The organism is Cohnella sp. GCM10027633, from assembly GCF_042675445.1.
GTDB lineage: Bacteria > Bacillota > Bacilli > Paenibacillales > Paenibacillaceae > Cohnella.
In genome coordinates this window covers 79,580-102,575 of sequence record NZ_JBHTGV010000010.1, presented here as the reverse complement: position 1 = coordinate 102,575, position 22,996 = coordinate 79,580, and the positions used below count along the sequence as shown (strand labels likewise).

The 22,996-nt window shown below is 60.8% G+C and carries 15 protein-coding genes; 11 read left to right on the top strand and 4 right to left on the bottom strand.

Annotated elements, in window-relative coordinates:
- Positions 1 to 46: 46 nt before the first annotated feature.
- The gene (locus ACFQZG_RS20140) at positions 47 to 1,966 is read right to left on the bottom strand and encodes a beta-N-acetylhexosaminidase (protein ID WP_378155756.1); all 1,920 of its coding nucleotides are present in this window, start codon (positions 1,964 to 1,966) and stop codon (positions 47 to 49) included.
- A gap of 160 nt (positions 1,967 to 2,126) precedes the next feature.
- Between ACFQZG_RS20140 and ACFQZG_RS20135 the strand changes: the two genes are divergently transcribed.
- The 6 genes from ACFQZG_RS20135 (at position 2,127) to ACFQZG_RS20110 (ending at position 9,085) form a co-directional block, all read left to right on the top strand.
- On the top strand, positions 2,127 to 3,245 hold the full coding sequence (locus ACFQZG_RS20135) for an amidohydrolase/deacetylase family metallohydrolase (protein ID WP_378155754.1): 1,119 nt from the start codon (positions 2,127 to 2,129) through the stop codon (positions 3,243 to 3,245).
- A complete protein-coding gene (locus ACFQZG_RS20130) occupies positions 3,211 to 4,317 on the top strand; it encodes a DgaE family pyridoxal phosphate-dependent ammonia lyase (RefSeq protein WP_378155752.1) in 1,107 nt (368 codons plus the stop codon). Before ACFQZG_RS20135 ends, ACFQZG_RS20130 begins: the two co-directional genes overlap by 35 nt.
- Before the next feature lies 1 nt (position 4,318).
- Entirely contained in the window at positions 4,319 to 5,077 is a 759-nt protein-coding gene (gene dagF, locus ACFQZG_RS20125; protein ID WP_378155750.1) for a 2-dehydro-3-deoxy-phosphogluconate aldolase, read from the top strand.
- Complete coding sequence (locus ACFQZG_RS20120) at positions 5,067 to 6,086, top strand: sugar kinase (protein ID WP_378155748.1); 1,020 nt, start codon at positions 5,067 to 5,069, stop codon at positions 6,084 to 6,086. The genes dagF and ACFQZG_RS20120 overlap by 11 nt, the downstream gene beginning before the upstream one ends.
- 9 nt (positions 6,087 to 6,095) lie before the next feature.
- On the top strand, positions 6,096 to 6,809 hold the full coding sequence (locus ACFQZG_RS20115; protein WP_378155746.1) for a GntR family transcriptional regulator: 714 nt from the start codon (positions 6,096 to 6,098) through the stop codon (positions 6,807 to 6,809).
- Positions 6,810 to 7,342: 533 nt separating this feature from the next.
- Positions 7,343 to 9,085, top strand: a complete 1,743-nt coding sequence (locus ACFQZG_RS20110; protein ID WP_378155744.1) for a proline--tRNA ligase — start codon at positions 7,343 to 7,345, stop codon at positions 9,083 to 9,085.
- A 312-nt stretch (positions 9,086 to 9,397) separates the two neighbouring features.
- Here the strand turns inward: ACFQZG_RS20110 and ACFQZG_RS20105 are convergent, their stop codons facing one another.
- Positions 9,398 to 13,087, bottom strand: coding sequence for a fibronectin type III domain-containing protein (locus tag ACFQZG_RS20105; protein WP_378155743.1), 3,690 nt, complete (start codon positions 13,085 to 13,087; stop codon positions 9,398 to 9,400).
- A gap of 372 nt (positions 13,088 to 13,459) precedes the next feature.
- Between ACFQZG_RS20105 and ACFQZG_RS20100 the strand changes: the two genes are divergently transcribed.
- The 5 genes from ACFQZG_RS20100 (at position 13,460) to hmpA (ending at position 21,062) form a co-directional block, all read left to right on the top strand.
- On the top strand, positions 13,460 to 14,542 hold the full coding sequence (locus tag ACFQZG_RS20100) for an undecaprenyldiphospho-muramoylpentapeptide beta-N-acetylglucosaminyltransferase (RefSeq protein ID WP_378155741.1): 1,083 nt from the start codon (positions 13,460 to 13,462) through the stop codon (positions 14,540 to 14,542).
- Positions 14,543 to 15,079: 537 nt separating this feature from the next.
- The gene (locus ACFQZG_RS20095; RefSeq protein WP_378155739.1) at positions 15,080 to 17,386 is read left to right on the top strand and encodes a glycoside hydrolase family 65 protein; all 2,307 of its coding nucleotides are present in this window, start codon (positions 15,080 to 15,082) and stop codon (positions 17,384 to 17,386) included.
- Positions 17,387 to 17,739: 353 nt separating this feature from the next.
- Positions 17,740 to 18,471: a ZIP family metal transporter gene (locus tag ACFQZG_RS20090; RefSeq protein WP_378155737.1), complete on the top strand. Its 732-nt coding sequence runs from the start codon at positions 17,740 to 17,742 to the stop codon at positions 18,469 to 18,471.
- A 32-nt stretch (positions 18,472 to 18,503) separates the two neighbouring features.
- Complete coding sequence (locus tag ACFQZG_RS20085; protein ID WP_378155735.1) at positions 18,504 to 19,643, top strand: site-2 protease family protein; 1,140 nt, start codon at positions 18,504 to 18,506, stop codon at positions 19,641 to 19,643.
- A 180-nt stretch (positions 19,644 to 19,823) separates the two neighbouring features.
- The gene (gene hmpA / locus ACFQZG_RS20080; RefSeq protein ID WP_378155734.1) at positions 19,824 to 21,062 is read left to right on the top strand and encodes an NO-inducible flavohemoprotein; all 1,239 of its coding nucleotides are present in this window, start codon (positions 19,824 to 19,826) and stop codon (positions 21,060 to 21,062) included.
- On the opposite strand, the gene ACFQZG_RS20075 is transcribed toward hmpA, so the two are convergent.
- Positions 21,005 to 21,550 carry a Crp/Fnr family transcriptional regulator gene (locus ACFQZG_RS20075; RefSeq protein WP_378155732.1) on the bottom strand — a complete coding sequence of 182 codons (546 nt, stop codon included), beginning with the start codon at positions 21,548 to 21,550 and terminating at the stop codon, positions 21,005 to 21,007. The two genes, hmpA and ACFQZG_RS20075, sit on opposite strands and share 58 nt — an antisense overlap.
- A 105-nt stretch (positions 21,551 to 21,655) precedes the next feature.
- A complete protein-coding gene (locus ACFQZG_RS20070) occupies positions 21,656 to 22,915 on the bottom strand; it encodes an MDR family MFS transporter (RefSeq protein WP_378155730.1) in 1,260 nt (419 codons plus the stop codon).
- Positions 22,916 to 22,996 lie beyond the last annotated feature (81 nt).

Here is a 22,996-nt window from a genome sequence, read left to right as displayed (position 1 = left end):
AATACAAGAACACCCTCGTCCGGGATCCGGGCGAGGGTGTTCTGATTTAGAACGGGTTGACGATGTGGAAAAACACGTTCGGCGACGCCATTCGGTAATAATAGCTGCACCAGCCGATGCCGCGATTATTGTGGCGGTTGGCGGCGCTGAAGACGAGCCGTTCTTGCTCGAGCTCTTCGATGCGCGCGAGCGTGCCGTCCGCGTATTCGGCGAGACGCTTCGACGCCGTATCCAGACGGGTCAGAATGCCGCCGTACCGGATGTCGATGACTTCCCAGCCGAACGGCTTGAACATGCGAAGCCATTGCGCGCGGTGGGCTTCGCGAAGCGCATGCACGGCGTCCGCGATCGCTGGCAGCTCGATCGTGGCGATGCTCTTGAGCGTCGCCTTATCGTTCGCGTCGTATGCTCGCTTGAGCGCGATGCCGAGCTCGCTCTTGCGCTTCAGAACGGCGCTTAGCTTCTGCGGCATCTCGAACAAGTAGTCGAGCGCGGCTTCCGGATGGCGGTCGCCGCGAATCGCTTCTTCCAGGCGAGCGTAATGGTCGTTCAGCGGAAGCCCTTCGATCTGCTTGTCGAACTGGCCGAGCAGCACGTCCTGATACAGCAGGAACTTCGAAGGATTGCTCTGCTTCCGGTTGTTCGGCTCGGAGCCCGGCGTCTCGTCGAGATCCTTCAGCCGAAGGAACGTCTCCGCTTCGATGCCGGTGCACAGCTTCACGCGGGCCGCGACATGGGCCCACTCCGGTTTACCTTCCGAGTAGGCATGCTCCGCGTACAATTGCAGGCCGAGGAGCGCCGCGAACGGATTGCCTTCGTTGCCGTCGTCGCCCCACATCGTCGCGTACGCTTCGCGGATGCCTTCCTTCTTGCACACTTGCAGAGCGGTATCGGACGCGCCGAGCGACATCCCGTAGTTGACGCCGAACGTGTTGAAGATCCATACCGCCCCCGCGAACACGAGGTTGCACCCGAGCGGACGGTGGTTGGCGATGACGCTCTCGTACTCTTCCGGCTCTTGGTGGACGTAGTCCCAGTACACGAGGTCGACGTCTTTCGGAATGCGCCTGGCCATGTCTTCCGGAATCGTCGTGCCTTTGTCGTAATAGTTATGCTCGGTGCCGGCGTTCCCGACCGCAAGCTTCAGGAACATGTCGCTCCAGATCATCGGTTTCAGGTTCATGCGGCGAACGACGGCAAGTACGGCGTCGAGATGCTCGACCATGATGTCGAACCGTTCGCGATAACCGTTCTTGTCGAGATATTTGCCTCTTCCGAGCTCCTCGGCTTCGTCCATGCCGAGATGAATCCGGCGGCTGCGGAACGGCGCGCTGGCCGCTCGGATCATGCGCTCGACGAGGTCGTCGGTGCGAGGCTCGCCGACGATGAGCGCGCCTTTCGTATCGCGGTAGTGGGAGACGGGGGCCCACTTCAGGAACTCCTCCAGGTGGGCGAGCGTCTGGATGCTCGGGAACGCTTCGATGCCGAAGCGGTCGGCGTAATCGTCGATCTCGCGCAGCTCCGCTTGCGAATAGCGGCCGCGCATGTAGCCGAAGTAAGGCTCGCCTTCGATCTCGTACGTATCTTCCATATACAGCATGACGGAGTTCATGCCCATGAGCGCAAGCTTGTTCAGCATCGTCTTGAAGGCGTCGACGGTGAGCACGGCGTTGCGGGACAAGTCGAACATCGGACCGACCCGTTCGAATTGCTGCGATTCTTGGATGCGGAAGTCGGCGCCGTCCGCACCATGTTGAACGAGCAAGCCGAGAGCCCGGTAGAATTGGTGCTTAAGCTCGTACCGGATATAGCCGGCTCCGCCGGCGAGGCCGACTTCGAGTCCGTTCGCGGACTTGTCGACATGGACGGCAATACCGTCTTCCGCTAACGTGACGCCAAGATCCGGCAGTAACGGTTCTATGCCTGGCAGCAGCGCCTCGAACTCTCCCGACAATCGTATTTTCATGTGAATAGGCACCTCCGGAGCATGCGAAACGCATGCGCAGCATGGATTTTTCATAAACATTATAACGTTATATTGTTTATTCCTTGCCTTCTATGCTATCTTAATGTGTATAGGAAATCAATCATATTCGTTTACACCAGGAGAGGCAGGCGATACCGCCGTGAGAGACACATTCGTACTGCGCAACGTCAAGCGCTTGAGCGGCGACATCGTCGATATCGTCGTCGAGGGCGGCGCGATCGCGAACATCGCCCCGGGCGGCGAAGGCGAGGGAGAGCGGATCGTCGATTGCAATGGACTCTACGCGTCCAGCGGCTGGATCGATCTGCACGTTCATGCGTTCCCGGCGCTCGACCCGTACGGGGACGAGATCGACGAGATCGGGGTTAAGGCGGGCGTCACGACGATCGTGGACGCGGGAAGCTGCGGCGCGGACCGCATCGGCGAGCTGGCGGACAGCAGGCGGCATGCGCGCACGAACTTGCTTGCGTTCTTGAACGTCTCGCGCATCGGATTAAGCCGCATAGACGAGCTGTCCCGTATGGAATGGATCGATACGACGCGAGCCGTTCATGCCGTTAATCGTTATCCGGATTTCATCGTCGGGTTGAAGGCGCGCATGAGCCGCAGCGTCGTCGGCGGCAACGGTACCGAACCGCTCCGTGTCGCGCTCGCGCTCGGCAACGTGACGGGGCTGCCGCTGATGATGCATATCGGTTCCGGACCTCCGGGCATTACGGATATCGTGCCGATGCTCCGCCGAGGCGACGTGATCACGCATTACCTGAACGGCAAGGCGAATAATCTGTTCGACGAAGAAGGTCGTCCGCTTCAAGTGCTGACGGATGCCGTGGGCCGTGGCGTGCGGCTGGACGTCGGCCACGGGACGGCGAGCTTCTCGTTCAAGGCCGCCGAAGCGGCCAAGCGGCACGGCATCGCGCCGAACACGATCAGCACCGACATCTATCGGGGCAATCGGCTGAACGGCCCCGTATATAGTCTGTCTAACGTGCTTACGAAATTTCTCTCCTTGGGCTATTCGCTCGAGGAGGTCATCGGCGCCGTAACGGAACGAGCCGCCGATTGGCTAAGAAGGCCGGCACTCGGCCGAATCCGGGCAGGGGAAGCCGCGAATCTCACGCTGTTCTCCGTCGAGGAAGCCGATACGCCGATCCGGCTGGTCGACTCCGAAGGGGACGAGAGGTTCGCGCATCGATTCATACAAGCGAGAGGGGTCGTTACGAATGGCGAATACATGGCATGCGAAGTACGGGCTTAAAAGGGTCATCAACGCGAGCGGCAGAATGAGCATTCTCGGCGTATCCGCGCCGACGGACACGGTCATGGAAGCGATGAAGCAAGGCGGCCAGCGCTACGTGGAGATTGCGGATCTCGTCGACAAGGCTGGCGATCATATCGCGGGCGTTCTCGGCTCGGAGGCGGCGGTCGTCGTCAATTCGGCGTCGAGCGGCATCGCGCTAAGCGTCGCGGCGATCGTCACGCAAGGCGACCGCCGCAAGTCGCTGCGAATGCATCAAGAGCCGATCGAGAAGAACGAGATTATTCTGATGAAAGGCCACAACGTTCAATACGGCGCACCCGTCGAGACGATGGTATTCCTGGGCGGCGGGAAAGTCGTCGAAGTCGGCTACGCGAACGAAGGACGTCCCGAGCATATCGAGGATGCGATCGGCGACCGGACGGCGGCGATCCTGTTCGTGAAATCTCATCACTGCGTGCAGAAGAATATGCTCTCCGTCGAAGAGGCGTGGGAAGTCGCGCAACGCAATGGCGTGCCGCTCATCGTCGATGCCGCGGCCGAAGAAGACGTTCGCAAATACGTGCAAGTGTCCGATCTGGCCATCTACAGCGGCTCGAAGGCAATCGAAGGCCCGTCCTCGGGCATCGTCGGAGGCAAACGGAAGTTCGTCGAATGGGTGAAGGTTCAGCTGTACGGCATCGGCCGGGGGATGAAGGTCGGCAAGGAAACGACGTTCGGCTTGCTCCAAGCGCTGGACGAGTATATCGTGAAGGAAGATACGAGCGAGCGGGATAAGGAAGCGCTGCAAGCGCTCATGCCGCTGAACGAGCTGGACGGCGTTCGCGTGAGCGTCGTGCAGGACGAGGCGGGCAGGGCGATTTTCCGCGCGCGTGTTCAGCTCGATCCGGCTGCGGGGGCGGGCGCATCGGCCAAGGAGGCAGCCGCGGCGCTGCAGAACGGGGACATCGCCGTCTACACGCGCGACTACGGCGTGAAGCAAGGTTACTTCGACATCGACGCGAGATCGTTGCAAGGCGACGATATTCACGTCATCGCATCTAGAATCCGCGAAATCGCAGGGGGGCAATAACATGTCTATACTATCGAATCGTCTATACCAAGATCGGGTCGGCTTGAACGTGCTGGCTAACAGCATCGAGAACGCCAAGGAAGTATTCGAGGCCGCCGAAGGCTACGTGCTCGTCGGCGTGCTGTCTAAGGCGTATCCGACCGTGGAAGAGGCGGTCGCCGCGATGAAGGCTTACGGGGAAGCGATCGACGGAGCGGTATCGATCGGTCTTGGCGCGGGAGATAACCGCCAGGCTGCGGTCGTCGCGGAAATCGCGAAGCATTACGCCGGCGCGCACATTAACCAGGTGTTCCCGGCCGTCGGAGCGACGCGCGCGAACTTGGGCGGCAAGAGCAGCTGGATCAACAGCCTCGTGTCCCCTTCGGGACGCGTCGGCTACGTGAACGTCTCGACCGGTCCGGCTAGCGCGGCGGCAGGCGAGCACGCCATCGTGCCGGTCAAGGCGGCGATCGCTCTCGTCAAGGATATGGGCGGTAACGCGTTGAAGTACTTCCCGATGAACGGATTGAGCTGCGAAGACGAATACCGCGCCGTCGCTCAGGCGTGCGCCGAAGAAGGGCTCGCGCTGGAGCCGACGGGCGGCATCGATATGGACAACTTCGAGCCGATCCTGCGCATCGCGCTCGAGGCGGGCGTAAGGCAAGTCATTCCGCACGTCTACTCGTCGATCATCGACAAGGCGTCGGGGAAGACGCGGACGGAAGACGCGGCGGCGTTGCTCGCCATCGTGAAAAGGCTGGTTGACGCCGATGGCCGCTAAGCGAGTCGCCGCTTTCGGGGAAGTGATGATGCGGCTGCAAGTGCCGGGTTACGACCTGCTGGCGCAAGCGGACACGCTGAAGTATTCGTTCTCCGGTACCGGCGTGAACGTCGTCTCGGCGCTCGCGCGCTTCGGCCACGAAGGCCGGCTCGTGACGACGTTGCCGGACAACCCGCTCGGGGACGCCGCGCTTGCGGCGTTGCGCCGATTGGGCATTAGCGACTCGTTCATCCGGAGGGACGGCCGATTAATCGGCATGTATTTCCTGGAGAACGGATTCGGCGCGAGAGCGAGCCGCGTGACGTACGCCGACCGGCTGTCGAGCAGCTTCAACACGGCGCCGGACGGGGCGTACGATTACGAGGCGATCGCTCGCGAGGTCGACTTTATGCACTTCTGCGGCATTACGTTCGCGATGAACGACGGCGTGCGCGAGCACGCCAAGAAGCTGGCGCGCGCCGTGAAGGCGAACGGCGGCACCGTCGCGTTCGATTGCAACTATCGGCCTTCGCTATGGGGCGAGGACGGGTACGCGAAGGCGAAGCCGCATTATATCGAGATGCTGCGGCTCGCGGATATCGTCTTCATGAACGAGAAGGACGCGATAGGTATTCTCGGCATGCAATCCGAGCATGAAGGGCGGCGAGAGCGGCTGACCGACCTTATTCCGCAAGTCGCGCGCGAATACGGCATCTCCGTCGTCGCCGGCACGCACCGGTCGATCAACGGGGACAACACGCATTCGTTGACGGGGTATATTTTCGCGGAGGGAATGTTCGCCTTCTCGGGTCAGCTAACGTTCTCGGTCTATGATAGAATTGGAGCAGGAGACGCCTTCGCGAGCGGTATCGCGCACGGCGTACTGGAAGGTTGGGAGCCATCGCCGACGGTCCGCTTCGCGTCCGCCGCCGCGATGCTCGCGCATACGGTCGCGGGCGATACGCCGATGTCGTCGGCCGCGGAGATCATGCGGGCGATGACCGACGCTCCAGGAGACGTAGAAAGGTAGCGGGTGCGCATGAGCTTGTCCCGGAACAAACGTCCGTTATATTTGCAAATACAGAGCATTCTGAAGGATCGGATCCTTCACGGCTTGTATCCGATCGACACGAACATTCCTTCCGAGCCGCAGCTCGAGAAGGAGTTCGGCGTCAGCAAGATCACAGTACGCGGAGCGATCAAGGCGCTCGTGCAGGAAGGCTACCTGGAGACGAGCAGCGGGAAAGGGACGCGCGTCGTCCGCAACACGTCGACCTCGAAGCGCTCGACGTGGAAGAGGTTCACCGAAGCGCTCGTCGAGGAAGGCCACCGCGTCGAGAAACGGCTGCTTGGCGCTTCCGTCGTACGCTGCGACGCGGACACCGAGCCTTATCGGCTATATGGCGATAGCTGCATCCGCATCGAACGCCAGTATTCGCTCGACGGCGTTCCGTACATCCATTACGCGCACCATGTGCCGGAGCGGCTGGGCGAAGCGGATCTGACCGAGCTTAGCGAGCGGTCGCTGTACGGCTGGCTGGAGGAACGCCAGGTGACGATCGTGCGATTCCGCGACGAATTCGGCGTCGCGTTCGCGACGGCGGAGCTGGCCGAGCTGCTCGGCGTGGAGCCGGGCGCTCCGCTGCTGAAGCGGCTGCGCTATTCGTACGACGCGTCCGGAGAGGTCGTCGAGTACAGCGAGGGCGTCTATAATTCGGCGATGCACCGGTACGTCGTGCACTCGGACGTGTAGCGCGGAGCGCGGACGACCGCTTCCAGTTCGCTTCCTTGACAGCGCGGGGCGGATACGATAGATTACTACCATTAGCAACGCCATATGGAATAGCGATGACCCAAGGAAATGACGTTCGGCATCGGTCGCACAGAGAGGGAGCCCCCGGCTGCAAGGCTTCCCGACGCGAACGGACGCTCCCCGCCTTGCGAGCTGCCGCGGAGAATTCGAGTATCCGCCGCCGGGACGATCCCGTTATCCGATTGAGAACCGCTGGTTGCGGCGCATTCACGATGCGTCCGGCGCGGTTGAATTAGGGTGGTACCGCGAACGCATTCGTCCCTGACGAATGCGTTTTTTTGCGTTTCGCGGGGTGCCGCGCACCCGGGTGACCGAGACGGATTAGCGTTATGAGACAGCGCTAATTTGCCGAAGTCCGAAGTTTCGCCGCAATAGCGTTATGAGACAGCGCTAATTCGCCGGAGTACGGGATTACGCCGCAGTAACGTTATAAGACAGCATTATCAAATACAAATCATACGGAGGCCACCCCCATGAGACAAAACAACCTATTCGCGCCGACGCTGCGAGAGGCGCCTGCCGACAGCGAGGCGATCAGCCACCAGTTGCTGCTCCGCGCCGGCTTCGTTCGCCAGCTGGCGGCCGGCATCTATACGTATCTGCCGCTCGGCTGGCGGGTGCTGCGCAAGCTCGAGCGCATCGTCCGCGAGGAGATGGACCGCGCGGGCGCGCAGGAACTGCTCATGCCGGCGATGCAGCCGGCCGAGCTATGGCAAGAGTCGGGCCGCTACAACGTGTACGGACCGGAGCTGATTCGCTTGAACGACCGCCACGACCGGGCGTTCGCGCTCGGCCCGACGCACGAGGAGGTCATCACGGCGCTCGTACGAGACGAGATCCAATCGTACCGGAAGCTGCCGGTGACGCTCTATCAGATCCAGACGAAGTTCCGCGACGAGCGGCGTCCAAGATATGGGCTGCTGCGGGGCAGGGAGTTTCTCATGAAGGACGCCTATTCGTTCGACGCGAGCTGGGAGGGACTGGACCGGATCTATTGGCGGATGTATGAAGCGTACGAGGCGATTTTCGCGCGTGCGGGCTTGAACGTCCGCCCCGTCGAAGCCGACGCGGGCGCGATCGGCGGCGAAGGCAGCACGAACGAGTTCATGGCGCTCGCCGACATCGGCGAAGATACGATCGCGAGCTGCACGCATTGCGGCTACGCCTCCAACCTGGAGAAAGCCGAGAGCGGAAGGCGCGAAGGCAACGTCGACTCTCGCGAGCAAGCGCCGATACCGCAACCCGAGAAGCTCCTAACGCCGGACATCCGCACGATCGACCAGCTGGTCGAAGCGCTTGGCGTCCAGCCCCAAGAGCTGATCAAGACGATCGTCGCCGTCGTCGACGGCAAGGCGATCGCCATCCTCGTCCGCGGCGACCATGAGGTGAACGGCATCAAGGTGCTGGGCGCCCTCGGCGGCGCGGAAAGTTTCGAGATGGCGGACGCGGAGACGATAGCGAAGCTAACCGGCGCGCCCGTCGGCTTCCTTGGCCCGACCGGCTTGCCGTCCGACCTGCCGCTGCTCGTCGACGCCGAAGTCGCGCGTCTCTCCAGCGGAATTGCGGGCGCGAATGAACGAGATTATCACCTTCGTTACGTTCAGCCAGGACGCGACTTCCCGTTGGCGCATGTCGGCGACTTCCGCAACGCGGCGGAGCACGATCCGTGCCCGCGCTGCGCGGAAGGCACGCTCGCGTTCAATCGGGGCATAGAGGTCGGCCACGTGTTCAAGCTCGGCACCAAGTACAGCGAGAAGCTCGGCGCGACGTTCCTGAATGCCTCCGGCCAGCCGCAAGCGGCGATCATGGGCTGCTACGGCATCGGCGTCTCGCGCATGATGTCTGCGGTATGCGAACAGCATCACGACGACAATGGGCTCGTCTGGCCGCTCGCGATCGCGCCGTTCCATGTCCACGTTATTCCGGTATCCGCGAAGGACGAGACGCAACGGAGCGTGGCCGAGCAACTCTACGCGCAGCTAACCCGCCAAGGCGTCGAAGTTCTCCTCGACGACCGAGACGAGCGCCCGGGCGTGAAGTTCAAGGATGCGGACTTGTACGGCATCCCGATGCAAGTTATCGTCGGCAAGCAAGCCGGCGAAGGGCTCGTGGAATTCAAGGAGCGAGGCGGCCAATCCGCCCGGAGCACGATAACGATCGAAGAGGCGATCGTACGTATTATGCAGAAGATGGACGGTAAAGAGAATAGCGAATAGGTGAAGCAATTATGAAAAGAATTATGTTCAAAGTGGCGGTATGGAAGGGTCACGTCATGGTTTCCAAGCCGTAGGCTGGACCGCCGAACTAGACGGGCTTCCGAACGAGAGTAGTTACGTTGTTGACCTGATTAACCGAGATCGTGGAAGCGGCGACGCGAAACTGGATTATTCGAATTAGAAAGCTGCTTGCCGAGATAAAGCGTCCATGGCGATAGGGAGGGGCGTGGTCGCGTTCATCAGCGATGGAAAGCATGCAAGAAGGCGGCTACCCGAACTCCGGGTAGCCGCCTTCTTCTGTCCGATGACCGATCAGCTCGTGAACAACCGGCCCGTCGGAATGACTTGCTTCGTCTGCGAAGCGCTCGACCAGCTCAACTTCGCGTGCGCGTTGCCGCCGTTCTCGAGATATTCCATGACGAGGTCGTACTTGACGCCCGCGGAGAGCGTAATCGTCGCGCTAAGCTCGCCGTTCATGGATACCCAGTTGTTGATCAATTGCACGCCGTTCACCCAGAGGCGAACGCCGTCGTCCGTGTCCGTGTAGAACGTGTACGTCTCCGAATATTGAGGTTGAACCTTGCCGGAGAATCTGGCCGTGAACCATTCGCCAGGCACGTCCGGGGTAGGACGACCTCCGCCCCAATCGAGGTCGATCGTCGCGATCGTCTCGGTCAGCGCGAGCGTGCCGAAGTTGCCCGAGTAGTATTGCGCGACGACGCCGTTGCCGCCCGAGGAGGCCGCGTTGGTCGTCACGTTAAGCGCGGAGCTCGATGCGGATAAGTTGCCCGCCGCATCCTTCGCTTTGACCGTGAACGCGTACGCCGTGCTCGCGGTCAATCCGGTCGCCGCGTATGTCGTCGCTCCGGTCGTGGAGCCCGCGAGCGCGCCGCCGATATAGACGTTATAGCCCGTCACGCCGACGTTGTCCGTCGATGCCGTCCAGGACAAGTTCACGCTCGTATCCGTCTTGGAAGGCGAGGCGAGTCCCGTCGGAGCCGTCGGAGCCGTCGTGTCGGAGACCGCGCTCGTCGTCACGTTCAATGCGGAGCTCGCCGCGGATGCGTTACCCGCCGCGTCCTTGGCCTTGACCGTGAACGAATACGCCGTGTTGGCCGTCAGGCCCGTAACGTTGTAAGTCGTCGCGCCCGTCGTGGAACCCGCGAGCGTGCTGCCGTAATAGACATCGTAACCCGTTACGCCGACGTTGTCCGTCGAAGCCGTCCAGGACAAGCTGACGCTCGTCGTCGTCTTCGAAGGCGAAGACAGGCCCGTCGGAGCCGTAGGCGCCGTCGTGTCGGAGCCCGCGTTCGTCGTCACGTTCAATGCGGTGCTCGCCGCGGATGCGTTGCCCGCCGCGTCCTTGGCCTTGACCGTGAACGAATACGAAGTGTTCGCCGCCAGGCTGCCTACCGTATACGTCGTCGCGCCTGTCGTCGATCCGGCCAATACGCCGCCGACGTAGACGTCGTAACCCGTGACCGCGACATTATCGGTCGAAGCCGTCCAAGACAAGCTGACGCTGGTCGTCGTTTTCGACGGCGAAGTCAGGGCCGTCGGTACCGAAGGCGCCGTCGTGTCGCCGCCGCTGCCGCCCGCCAGGTTCACGTCGCAATGCTTGTATTGTCCGGCCGCGGGATCCGTGCCGAACCCGTTATTGGAGCACATGACGGAATTCGTGAAGTTGCCGTACACGTAGCTGCCCGTCACGCCGTAACGCACCGGCTTGGTGCCCGAGAAGGAACACAGATTGTTCTCGCCGGCGCAGAGCGTCCAGTTCGCTGCGGGGTCCGTCGTCACGTTGAGCGTATTGCTCGCCGCGGACAGGTTGTTCGAAGCGTCGATCGCCTTGACCGTGTAAGCGAACGCCGTGCTCGCCGACAACCCGGTCAACGTGATCGTCGTCGCGGCCGCGCCTGTCGTCGTGCCGACTTGCGACGAGCCGTTGTAGATCCGGTAGCCCGTGACGCCGACGTTATCCGTCGATCCCGACCATGCCAGGCTTACGCTCGTATCCGACTTAGCCGGGGAATACAAGCCTGAAGGAGCCGTCGGCGCTTGCGTATCGCCCGCGTCCGTCGTCACGTTCAGCGTGTTGCTCGCCGCGGACACGTTGCCGGAAGCGTCCTTGGCCTTGACGGTGAAGCTGTACGCCGTGCTCGGCGTAAGGCCCGTCGCCGTCAACGTCCTGAGCGTCGTCGTGGAGCCGATCAGCGTGCCGCCTCTGTAGACGTCGTAACCGACGACGCCGACGTTATCCGTCGATGCCGTCCAGGACAGATCGACCGTTACGTTGGATTTCGTAGGCGCGGAGAGCGTCGGCGCCGAAGGAGCCGTCGTGTCCGGCGGTCCCGTGAATACGGTAACCGTCTGTTCCTTGACGCTCGCGCGGCCGCCGTTATCCCACACGCCGAGGATGACCTTGTAAGTGCCGGCCTTCTGGTACGTGTAAGTCGGACTAGCGGTCGTCACCGGAATGCCTTCGCCGAGATCCCACAAGTTCTCCACGATCGTACCGTTATCGGTCGACGTGTTCGTGAACGTGATCGGCTGGCCCAATTGTACCGTCAGCGGCGCCGTGAAGTTCGCGACCGGCTTCGGATCGGTGAAGCCGCGGCTCGTCAGTTGCGTGTTCGTGCCGTTGCCGCTGACGGTATTGCCGCTCCATTCCAAGTCTGCCGCGGAGGACGGGTATTGGTCGATGGACGGACCCGCGTTGCCCGTGATCGTGTTGTTAATGAAGCTCAGGCGATCGGTGCCGGAAGCGGTCGTGATCTCGATCGCCTTGCGTCCGTTGTTCAGGATCTGGTTGCTGTCGAACACGATGTTCTTCGTATTGCCGTGAATCCGGATCGCGTTGCCGTCGTAGCCCGCGTATGCCGCGGCCGGGTTGCCCGCCGCTCCGTCCTTCAACGTATTCTTATAGAAGTATTGGTACTGCTCGGTGAAGCCGGTTCCCTCGCCTTGGAGCTGCATGCCCCACATGACGATGTTCTGAATCGTATTATAGTTCCACAGCTGGTAGCCGGTACCCGGCGACTGCTGCATGCCGACTTGCTGGCCGCCGTCGACCAGATTGCCCGACGTGACGCCGTGGTCGACCATGACTTCGAGGCCCATGTAGCCGACGGAGCCGTCGTTCGCCTTCACGATGTTGTTCCGCACGGCGATGTATTTGGAGCGTACCGCGCTGATCCAGTGGTCGACGTTGTTGTTCTCGATCAGGGAGTAGTCGACGTTCGTATGGAGCTCGATACCGAGCCCTTCCGTATGATGCCCGGTGCCCGTGACCGTGTTGCCGCGAACGATCGCGTAGGGGCTGTCGTCGTTGACGAATATGCCGCCGCGGCCCGTATCGTGGACGGTGTTGTTCTCTATCAGCGCGTGGCTGGAGCCCCAGCCTGCCCGAACGGCGCCGCCCCAAGCGGAGTTCACGCCGATATTCGTGACGATGTTGTTCGAGATCTCGATATACTCGGAATCTATCGAATAGAGTGCGAACGGACCGAAGCCGGCGGAAGCCGCGAAGTCCTTGGCTCTCAGATTGCGCATTTTGTTGCCGGTCCCGCCTTCGGACGTCACCGCGGAGAGAAGCGTCGTGCTGTTGTTGCCGTCGAGCGTCATGTCGGCGACTTCCGCGTTGTTCACGTTGTGCATATAGACGAACATCGTCGAGCCGGAGCCGGACGTCATCCGCACCGTCGTCGAATCGCGTCCCGCGCCCGCGATCTTCACGCCGGTCTTGCCGTTCAAGTTCGTGGACAAGTAGTAGGTGCCCGCCGGCAGCAGGACGGTATCGCCGACGGCCGCGGAGTTGATGGCGTTCTGGATCGGCGTCGCGTCGTCCGTCGTATCTCCGCCGTTCGCTCCGAAAGCGGTTACATTAATCGTCGCGGCAAAAGCCGTCGTGGCCGGAATGACCGGGAAGACCATCGTTGCAGCGCATAATAGCCCGATTACTTTCGATCTCAGCTTGCCCGGTTGTCTTGTGTTCTTCGTCATCGTCATGAATCCCTCGCTTCATTGTGTACGTGCTCTTCCATTCACTGCATGTTGCCATGGCTTGCGAATCAGAGAAGTAGGTGCGCCAAAACGCGAATCGTCTGCTTATTCGCCTCCCTTCGTCACTATCATGTATGGAGAAAGTTGGCAAGTACAGTATGACATCTTCGAAAACATCGAGTTCCTACTGTTAAAAACGTCAATTCCTGCGTATTCGCAAAGCCCGTATCCTATCGAATTCCAGCGTTGTCGGACGGTTCCCAACACAAAGTTCGAGACGTCGCGAAATCCGTTAGCCATGAACGAAGCGATTGCACGTATAATGGGGAAGATGTGAAGTATACGAGAGTATCGAGTAGGTGAAGAGTCAATATGAACAAGAAGCGGAAGATCATGTTCACGGGCGGCGGGACGGCGGGTCACGTTACGGTGAATCTCGCGCTCATTCCGAGGTTCCAAGCCGAAGGATGGACCGCCGAATACATCGGCTCGCAAGCGGGCATCGAGAAGCAACTGATCGCGGACGTGCCGAACGTGAAGTATCACGGCATCGCGACCGGCAAGCTGCGCAGATACTTGGACTGGAACAACGTGAAGGATCCGTTTCGCGTCGTCCAGGGCGTGTTCCAGGCGTACCGGACGATCAAGCGGAGCAAGCCGGACGTGATTTTCTCCAAAGGGGGATTCGTCTCGGTTCCCGTCGTGCTCGGCGCCAAGCTGAACCGCGTGCCGGTCGTCATTCACGAATCGGACGTGACGCCGGGACTGGCGAACAAGATCGCGATTCCGTTCGCGACGAAGGTGTGCACGACGTTCGCGGACACGGATCGGCATCTGCCGAAGAACAAGGCGCAGTATGTCGGCCCGGTCATCCGCGAAGCGCTGAACGAAGGCGACGCCAAGCGAGGAAGAGCGTGGGCCGGGTTCTCCGACGGCAAGCCGGTACTGCTCGTGATGGGCGGAAGCCTCGGCTCCCGCCGAATCAACCTGGCGATACGGGCGGCGCTCGAGCGGCTGACGAAACGGTATCAGATCGTGCATCTGTGCGGCAAAGGGCAGACGGACGACGCCGCGAAGGCGCCGGGCTACGTGCAGGTGGAATACGTGCAGGACGAACTGCCTGATATTCTCGCGATGACCGACGTCATCGTATCCCGGGCGGGGGCGAACGCGATCTTCGAATTCCTGCACCTGCGCAAGCCGATGCTGCTCATTCCGCTCACGAAGGCGCAGAGCCGCGGCGACCAGCTGCTGAACGCGGAATCGTTCCGCAAGTCGGGCTACTGCGACGTGCTGCAGGAAGAGAATCTGACCTCGGAGGAGCTCGCTTCGCGGATCGATCGGCTGTACGACGACCGGCAAACCTACATTGACCGCATGGTGAAGGGCGCGCCGCATAAAGATACGTTGGCGAGCTTGATGAATCTCATCAAGAGCGTGGCGAAGAAGAAGTGAACAATAACAGAGTAACCGAATCGCCGTCTCTGCTTCGCGCAGGGGCGGCTTTCTCGTATTGCACGGGGCAATCACGGGGCAATGGCGGCGCGGCTTTATGCGTTGGACTCGATTTTTCGAATACAATTTGGCGAATAACGCTCATTCGATCCAATACATCCGAATTTTCATATACATATTTCGATTTTCTCGATTCAGCGTGCCATGTGTATGATTATTCGAATATAAGGATGATTTTTGCCCGAACGGTAATGAATAGACTCGAAATTTCGAACATAATGGACCGGACTAGCGCCAGCAGACACGAACCGCCCGCCTCTCCAGAAATTCCGCGCGGAAGCACGCTAACACGACTCGCTCCCTGCGCCTGATACTCCGCCCGCCCCGCACGCAACCAAGACGCTCCTACCTCCCCCAACTCCGTAAGAATGCCAACGATTTGCATAGGTTCAGACATTAAGGCGCCGGGCGAGCCGTGCTATCCTGTCACAAGAAGCCGCGAATGCGGCCATTTCGCAGGGGGAAGGACGGGTTATCATGGCGAAAGTGGCGGACAAATATTTGAAAGTGAATCCGTGGGCGGTCATCGAGGAGGGCTTCGATCCGGCGCGCAACCGGGTGTCGGAATCGATCTTCTCCTTGGGCAACGAATATATGGGCGTGCGGGGGTACCCGGACGAAGGGTATAGCGGAGACAGCCTCGTCGGCAGCTACTTCAACGGCTTGTACGAGGAGATGAAGCTCGGCGCGCATTACAAGGGCATTATCCGCAGCCTGCGGTTCATGGCGAACGCGGTGAACTGGCTGCACACGCGCATCGAAGCGGACGGCGAGACGCTGGACTTGGCCAAGAGCGACTTCTCGAACTACGTCCGCCGCGTCGACTTCCGCACCGGCGTGTACGAGCGCCAATTCGTCTGGCATCTCGCCGGCGGCAAGTCGATCCGCGTGACGTTCGAGCGCCTCGTGAGCATGACGCATTCGAACTTGGGCGGGCAGCGCGTCACGTTCGAGTCCGACGACTTCGAGGGCGACATCCGCGTCCAAGCGGGGCTCGACTTCTCGCCGATTCACGAAGACCAGGGCAAGAATCTGTGGAACGCGGTATCGAGCGGCGAAGAGAACGGTTGGACGGGCATCGTCGCGAAGACGATCAATACCGGCAACCGGCTCGTGTCGGCGTTCGCGCTCGAAACTTCGAACGGCGTTGATACGAAGCTCGTCCTCGAGGACAAATACGTCGGCCAGGCTTTCTCGCTGCCGCTTAAGCCGGGACAGCTCGCGCACTTCGGCAAGCTGGTCGTTAACTTCGCGGAGAAGGACGCCTCCGTCGACATGCCGGCGCTGAAGGAGAACGTCCTCTCGATTATCCGATCGCTGCCGATCAAGACGTTCAACGAGTTCATCGCCGACCAGACCGCCTATTGGACGCGCATCTGGGACACGTCGGACATCGCGATCGAGGGCGATCCGGACAATCAGCAGGGGATCCGGTTTTGTATTTTCCAGCTGTACCAGACGTACCGGGGCGACAACCCGGGCTTCAACATCGGCGCCAAAGGGCTGACCGGCGAAGCCTACCGCGGCCTCGCGTTCTGGGACACGGAGACGTATTGCTTGCCGTTCTACCTGTTCAACAATCCGAAAGCGGCCAGAAGTTTGCTCGAATTCCGTTACCGGTCGCTGCCGAACGCGCTCGAGCGGGCGAAGGAAGTCGATTGCAAGGGCGCGTTCTATCCGATCGCGACGATCGACGGCACCGAGAGCTGCGACCTGTGGCAACACTCGAACCTGCAGCTGCAAGTCGGCACGGCCGTCGGCTACGGCATCTGGCACTACGTGAAGGTGACTGGCGACAAGTCATTCCTGCACGAACAGGGGATGGAAATGCTGATGCAGCTGTGCCGGTTCTACGAGAGCAGGGGCCAATGGGGCCAGCAGTCCGGCAAGTTCGGCTATTTCGGCGTCATGGGTCCGGACGAATTCCAGCTGATGGTCAACAACAACTGCTACCTGAACTTGATGGCCAAGAACCTGTTCGAGTACACGCTGCAAGCGATCGCCGACATGCAGGAAGAAGCGCCGGAGGCGTTCGACGCGCTGGCCGAGCGGCTTGGCGTCACGGGCGCGGAGTGGAGCGGCTGGAAGCGGCTGGCGGACGACATGAAAATCCCGTTGAACGAGGAGACGGGGGTTTACGAGCAACACGACGGATTTTTCGATATGCCGCATATCGACATCCATGCCATCCCGGTGACGGACTTCCCGCTGTACCATAACTGGTCGTACGACCGCATCTATCGCTACGACATGATCAAGCAGCCGGACGTGCTCATGTTCATGTTCCTGTACAATCAGCAATTCTCGCACGACTCGAAGCTTGCGAACTACGAATACTATGAATCGCGCTGCATCCACGAGTCGTCGCTGTCGCCGTCGATCCATTCGATCTTCGCGGCCGAGCTCGGCAAGCACGAGGAAGCGTACCGGTTCTTCGAATTCGCAACGCGGCTCGATCTGGACAACTACAACCGCAATACGCGCGAAGGGCTGCACACGACTTCGATCGCCGCGTCCTGGATGAACATCGTCTACGGCTTCGGCGGTTTGCGCTCGGACGGTCCGGGCGGACTGATTCTGAACCCGACGATTCCGAGCCAATGGAGCGGCTATAGCTTCAAGTTCCTGTATCAAGGCACGGTGCTGAGCGTCAAGACGACCCAGTCGGAAGTCGAAGTGAAGGCGGTGTCCGGCGGCCCGGTCCGGATTCGCTTGTATGGCGGAGACTACGAGATCGACGCCGAGGGCGTGAAGATCGAGCTGGAAGCGGTGCGGGTAGGCTAATCGGCATCATCTATAGCGGGAGACGAGGGACGCCTATGCGGGCGTCTCTTTTGCGTTGCGTGCATGGTGCGGACACCAGAGACGTTAATGTCGTGAAAATAGCGGGTATCGACGAAAAGACGGACACAGGAGTCGTTATTCTCGCCAATCGCCTGCTCGACGAGCTGGTTAGCATCAAATAACGTTCGCGGTGTCCGCGATTGGTCCGAAACTGCGCGAATCGTCCCGGATAGCGTCTTCTGTGTCCGTTCCATGCGATCAGTTGCGGGGCTTATTGCAAAAAAAGTCGTTTATCCTTATGATCGATTCATATTATAAGCATACCGATGCACTCGAACAAAGGATGATCGCGCATGACGTCAGCATTGGCAGGAAGCATCATATCCGCAATGGCGACCGTACTCGGGGCCGCCCCGATTTTTTTCATCAAGCAACTATCCGAGAAGTGGAAAGACATATTGATCGCGTTCACCGCGGGAATCATGGTGTCCGCCTCGACGTTCGGGCTTATGCCGCAGGCAATCAAGGAGTCGGGCATCGTTGCGCTGACGATCGGCTTGTTGCTTGGAATCGTCGCTCTAGACCTGATCGAGAAGAACATCCCCCACATCGACGTGGAGAACGACAGCCGCATCTCGTCGTTCGACAAGAAGTCGCTCCTCGTCATTATCGCGCTGTTCATCCATAACATCCCGGAAGGACTGAGCACCGGGTTCAGCTACGCCAGCCAGAACGCGGGCCTCGGTCCGATGGTGGCGATCTCGATCGGGGCTCAGAACATCCCCGAAGGGCTCATACTCGCCGTGTTCCTCATCAATTCGAACGTGAAGAAGCTGAAGTCGTTCGCGATCGTCTTCTTGACGGGACTTATGGAGGCGGTGTCCGCCATCGTCGGTTATATGACCGCGAGCGGCATCGGGTCGATGATCGGAGGCGGACTCGCGTTCGCCGCCGGCGCGATGATGTTCATCGTCTACAAGGAACTTATCCCCGAGAGCCACGGTCACGGCTTCGAGCGGCCGTCGACGTATTCGTTCATCATCGGGCTGCTGGTCATGGTCTATATCAGTCATTGGTTCGGTTAAGCCGTCCAGCATAGAAAGGGTGCCTCATTCGCATGAACGCCAAAACACGATCTACCTTAACCGCCGTCGGCGTGTTCTTGCTCGCGAAGTTCAAGTGGGCGATCGCGCTGCTGAAGTGGACCAAATTCGGGGGCACGCTCATTACGATGGCCGCGAGCGTGTCTACTTACGCGATATTCTTCGGGTGGAAGTTCGCCGTCGCTCTCGTCTATCTGATCTTCGTTCACGAGATGGGGCACGTCGTCGCCGCCCGGATGAAGGGCATCGCCGTGTCGCCTGCCATCTTCATCCCGTTCGTCGGCGCGATGGTCTCGATGAAAGAGCAGCCGCGGGATGCCGCGACCGAGGCGTTCCTCGCTTACGGAGGCCCGCTCGCGGGACTGATCTCGTTCCTGCCCGCGATCGCGCTCTACGAGTCGACGGGCGATCCGTTCTGGGCGCTCGTCATCTACATGGGCGCGTTAATCAATCTATTCAATCTGCTGCCGGTCACGCCGCTCGACGGCGGCCGGATCGTATCGGTGCTCTCGACGAAAATATGGCTCATCGGACTCGGCATCCTTGTCGCCATCGTTATCCTGTATCCCGCGAATCCGATCATGTACATCGTGCTTATCGTTGGCGTGGTCGGCTGGTGGAATCGGGCGAGAGAAGGCTATCGCGCCTCCGTGCTCGCCTACGAGAAGGAGAAGCTCGAGCAATTCGTCGCCATGGTGCGCGAATGGCCGAGCCTGACGAGCACGCTGCACGTGAAGCTCGCGCTAACGGCGGAAGCCGAAGACGCGATGAAGCAGTCCGGCGAGCTGCGGAAGTGGTCGATCCCGTTCCTGCACGACAAGGAGAAGTTCGCGAAGGAGAAGGCGGCGATCGATCTGCGGCACGTCGAGCGGACGCGCCAGCTGCTGCAAGCGTGGGAGCACCAGCCGGTGCTCTACGAGGACGGGGATCCGGACCGTCCGGTGCCTTCGGAGCTGCTCGCCGATGCGGAGCAACGGGCGCTCGACGCGATCAAGCTCATCGAAGAGGAACAAACCCGCTATCGTACGTATTATCTATCTTCTCCGTCCGTGAAGTGGAAGGTGCTGATCGCGTATTTGGCGCTTGCGGCGGTACTGTCGGCGCTCATGATGTACGGCCATCATCTGATGGAGCTTCATCCGCTCGATCGATAGATCGTGCTTAGGCGGCGCGTTGCGGGATTTCCCGCATGCGCCGTTTTTGGTGCGCGCATGCGCGGGAGCCATCGTCACAAATCGTTGCCGATTGGAGTGATTGCGATCACAGGGTCGCCTTGCTTCTCTGGGTATACTTGACCGTGTCAAGGATTCACAGAGAGCAGAGGAGCGATGCACATGCTTAGCCAGAATACGATACGCATCATCAAATCGACGGTGCCGGTGCTGGAAGTGCACGGTACGGCGATTACGAAGCGATTCTACCAGATGCTGTTCGAGAACCATCCGGAGCTGCTCAACGTGTTCAACCATGCCAACCAGAAGCAGGGCAGGCAGCAAGCGGCGCTCGCGAACGCGGTATACGCGGCCGCGCTTCATATCGACCGGCTGGAGACGATACTCCCGGCCGTGAAGCAGATCGCCCACAAGCATCGGAGCTTGGGCATCCGCGCGGAGCAATATCCGATCGTAGGCAAGCATCTGCTGGCGGCGATCAAGGACGTGCTGGGCGACGCGGCGACCGACGAGATTGTGCAAGCTTGGGCGGAAGCGTACGGCGTCATCGCGAATGTCTTCATCTCGGTGGAGGCGGACATGTACTTGCAGGCGGAGCGTCAGGAGGGCGGCTGGGCCGGGTTCAGGGAATTCACGGTCGAGCGGATCGAGAAGGAGAGCGAAGCGATCGCGTCCTTCTACCTCGTGCCGAAGGACGGAAGCGCGATCGCGTCGTTCGAGCCCGGCCAATACGTTAGCGTGCGCTTAACGGTGCCTGGCAGTCCGTATACGCATATCCGGCAATACAGCTTGTCAGACGCGCCGGGGCGGTCGTATTACCGCATTACCGTGAAGCGGGAAGACGGAAGCGAAGAAGCGGACGGGGGCGTCGTGTCCCGGTTCTTGCACGAAGCGGTCAAGGAAGGCGACGTTTTGTCGTTGTCCGCGCCGGCGGGAGACTTCGTCTTGGACGTTCGCGACGCGCGTCCGGTCGTGCTCCTGAGCGGAGGCGTCGGCTTGACGCCGATGGTCAGCATGCTCAAGACGCTCTCCGAGCGCTATCCGAAGCGGCAAGTCACGTTCGTCCACGCGGCGCGCTACGGCAAGCTGCACGCGCTGAGGGACGAAGTCGAGGCGATCGCGCGCGACAACCCGCAGGTCGGCGTCTACTGGTGCTACAGCGAGCCGACGGAAGCCGACCGCGACGCGCGGGCGTTCCATAAGGAAGGGTTCGTCGACGCGGACTGGCTGAACGCCGTCGTTCCGAACAAGGATGCCGCCTATTACTTCTGCGGGCCGATTCCGTTCATGGCGGGGATCAACGCGTCGCTGAAGTCTCTCGGCGTGCCGGACGCGGACATTCGCTACGAGTTCTTCGGCCCGGCGGGCAAGCTGGAGGCGCCGGTCGCCGAGCGAGTCTGACCGCGGAGCAACCGGTTGACGGTCTCGCGGCGCAAGCCGATGAACTGGCCGATCTCGTCCTGAGTCAGCACGTCGGTCAGGGCGGCGGGCGCGATATAGGCGTCGAACCAAGCCTGTAGCTTCCGCAAGCGGTCGGCCGGAGCGACTTCGGTCAGTTGGTCGATCCGCTGCTGCATCATCCGGAGCTTGTCCTGCAGCTTGCGCGCGACGGTTAGGCATAGCTGCGGGTCGTTCTCCAGCGAACGGTACCAGTCGTCGGAGCGCAGCGTCTCGGTCTCGCTCGTCGTCAGCGCGATCGCGGTCCCGTAATAAGGCGCCGGCGTAATGAGCGAATGATGCGGAATCATCTCGCCGGGCACGATCACGTTGACGAGCGTCGGCGTGCCGTCCGCATGGACGCGGACGATTTTCAGCAGGCCGCTTTTCAGATGGTACAGCGGGCCGGTCTCTCCTTGGCGGAACAGGACTTCGCCTTTGTGCAGAATCATAGGGAGTTCCTCATTTATCGAATATGGAAAAGGCGAAGCGTCCGAGACCGGACCTTCGCCTTTTTGGGCGTGTCTATAGTATACCGGAAAATAGGCTCCATGAATTTACCGTTTGTCGTACGCGTTGAACATGACGTGGTAGATCGCGGCGGACAGGACGGCGATGCCGGCGAGCAGCCCGAACGTCCAGTCGAAGCCGATCGCGCTGCTGAGCGGAATCGAGAGCGGCGCGATCGTACGGCCGAGCGTGAAGCGCATGCTGGCGGCGGCGAAGTATTGCCCGCGCAAGTGCTCCGGCGCGATTCGGGAGACGAACGTCATCTGCGGACCGGCGGACATGAGCTCGGCGAGAGTGAAGACGGCGATCGCCAGCGTGAAGCCCCAGAACGCTGACATCTGGCCGAACATGACGATGCCGAGCGCGTAGAACAGCGCGCTGCCGACGAAGACGACGCGGTCGCGGAAACCGAGCATCCACTTCGTTACGGCGACCGTGAACAGCGCGACGAACAAGCCGTTCTCCGAGACGATGAGGCCGAACAGCTGCTGGCTCGTTACGGTAAGATCCCAATCGCCGAAGGACAGCAGTCTCGAGGTGTCGATCGTCTCGTCGATGAAGACGGGGAACAGCAGGTCGAGCTGCATGAAAGTCTGGGACAATAACACGCCGGCAACGATGAACAGCAGGAAGACGCGGTCCGTCGCGATGATGCGGTAGTCTCGTAGCTGCGCGCCCAAGAAGCGGTACCACGGCTGGCCGCCGTCGTCCCGGCGGCCGGTCGCGATCGATGCGGGCAGCGTCTCCGTCAGCTTGCGCCCGAGCACGAAGAAGAGCACGGCGCTGAGGACCGCGGCGGCGAACAGCATCGGGTACGGATTGTCGTCGTACGTAAGCGAGCCGATGAGCGGTCCGAATACGACGGCGATGTTGGCCGACGTATAGAAGATCGCGAAGACGCTCGATCGGTGCTGCTCGGGTACGACGTCGGCGACCATTGCTTGGCTCGCGGGCCAGTATAAGGCGCCGCTTACGCTGGCGAGGCTGAAGCCGGCGAAGCCGAGAAGGGGCAGCGACAAGAGGGGGGACGCGGCGAGGGCGAACGCGCCGTAGCCGATCGTCTGTCCGGCGGCCGCGATGACCATCATGCGCTTGCGACCGAACCGGTCCGCGCAATAGCCGCCGAGCAGATTGCCTAGGACGGACAATGCTTGCGACAGCATGAGCAGCACGCCGGTCCAGCCTTTGCCGAACGTAGAGGCGAAATAGATGGACAGGAACGGGAAGAACGTCCAGAATATCGTGTTATAAGCGAACTCTCCGGCTAACCGGAGCTTTAAATTGCCGTCCCAATCTTTGATTCTCATGATGTCGTTAATCCTCTGGTTGTCGAAGTCGTCCGTCCATCATACCGCTTGTCGCGGGAGCGATACAAGGAGGATTCGGTT

Bases quoted from the DNA above. Each gene is read 5' to 3' on its own strand.
- ACFQZG_RS20115 (WP_378155746.1), top strand. From the start codon at position 6,096: ATGAGCTTGTCCCGGAACAAACGTCCGTTATATTTGCAAATACAGAGC.
- ACFQZG_RS20140 (WP_378155756.1), bottom strand. From the start codon at position 1,966: ATGAAAATACGATTGTCGGGAGAGTTCGAGGCGCTGCTGCCAGGCATA.
- ACFQZG_RS20090 (WP_378155737.1), top strand. From the start codon at position 17,740: ATGACGTCAGCATTGGCAGGAAGCATCATATCCGCAATGGCGACCGTA.
- ACFQZG_RS20085 (WP_378155735.1), top strand. From the start codon at position 18,504: ATGAACGCCAAAACACGATCTACCTTAACCGCCGTCGGCGTGTTCTTG.
- hmpA (WP_378155734.1), top strand. From the start codon at position 19,824: ATGCTTAGCCAGAATACGATACGCATCATCAAATCGACGGTGCCGGTG.
- ACFQZG_RS20070 (WP_378155730.1), bottom strand. From the start codon at position 22,915: ATGAGAATCAAAGATTGGGACGGCAATTTAAAGCTCCGGTTAGCCGGA.
- ACFQZG_RS20130 (WP_378155752.1), top strand. From the start codon at position 3,211: ATGGCGAATACATGGCATGCGAAGTACGGGCTTAAAAGGGTCATCAAC.
- ACFQZG_RS20100 (WP_378155741.1), top strand. From the start codon at position 13,460: ATGAACAAGAAGCGGAAGATCATGTTCACGGGCGGCGGGACGGCGGGT.
- ACFQZG_RS20110 (WP_378155744.1), top strand. From the start codon at position 7,343: ATGAGACAAAACAACCTATTCGCGCCGACGCTGCGAGAGGCGCCTGCC.
- ACFQZG_RS20075 (WP_378155732.1), bottom strand. From the start codon at position 21,550: ATGATTCTGCACAAAGGCGAAGTCCTGTTCCGCCAAGGAGAGACCGGC.
- ACFQZG_RS20105 (WP_378155743.1), bottom strand. From the start codon at position 13,087: ATGACGAAGAACACAAGACAACCGGGCAAGCTGAGATCGAAAGTAATC.
- ACFQZG_RS20095 (WP_378155739.1), top strand. From the start codon at position 15,080: ATGGCGAAAGTGGCGGACAAATATTTGAAAGTGAATCCGTGGGCGGTC.
- ACFQZG_RS20120 (WP_378155748.1), top strand. From the start codon at position 5,067: ATGGCCGCTAAGCGAGTCGCCGCTTTCGGGGAAGTGATGATGCGGCTG.
- dagF (WP_378155750.1), top strand. From the start codon at position 4,319: ATGTCTATACTATCGAATCGTCTATACCAAGATCGGGTCGGCTTGAAC.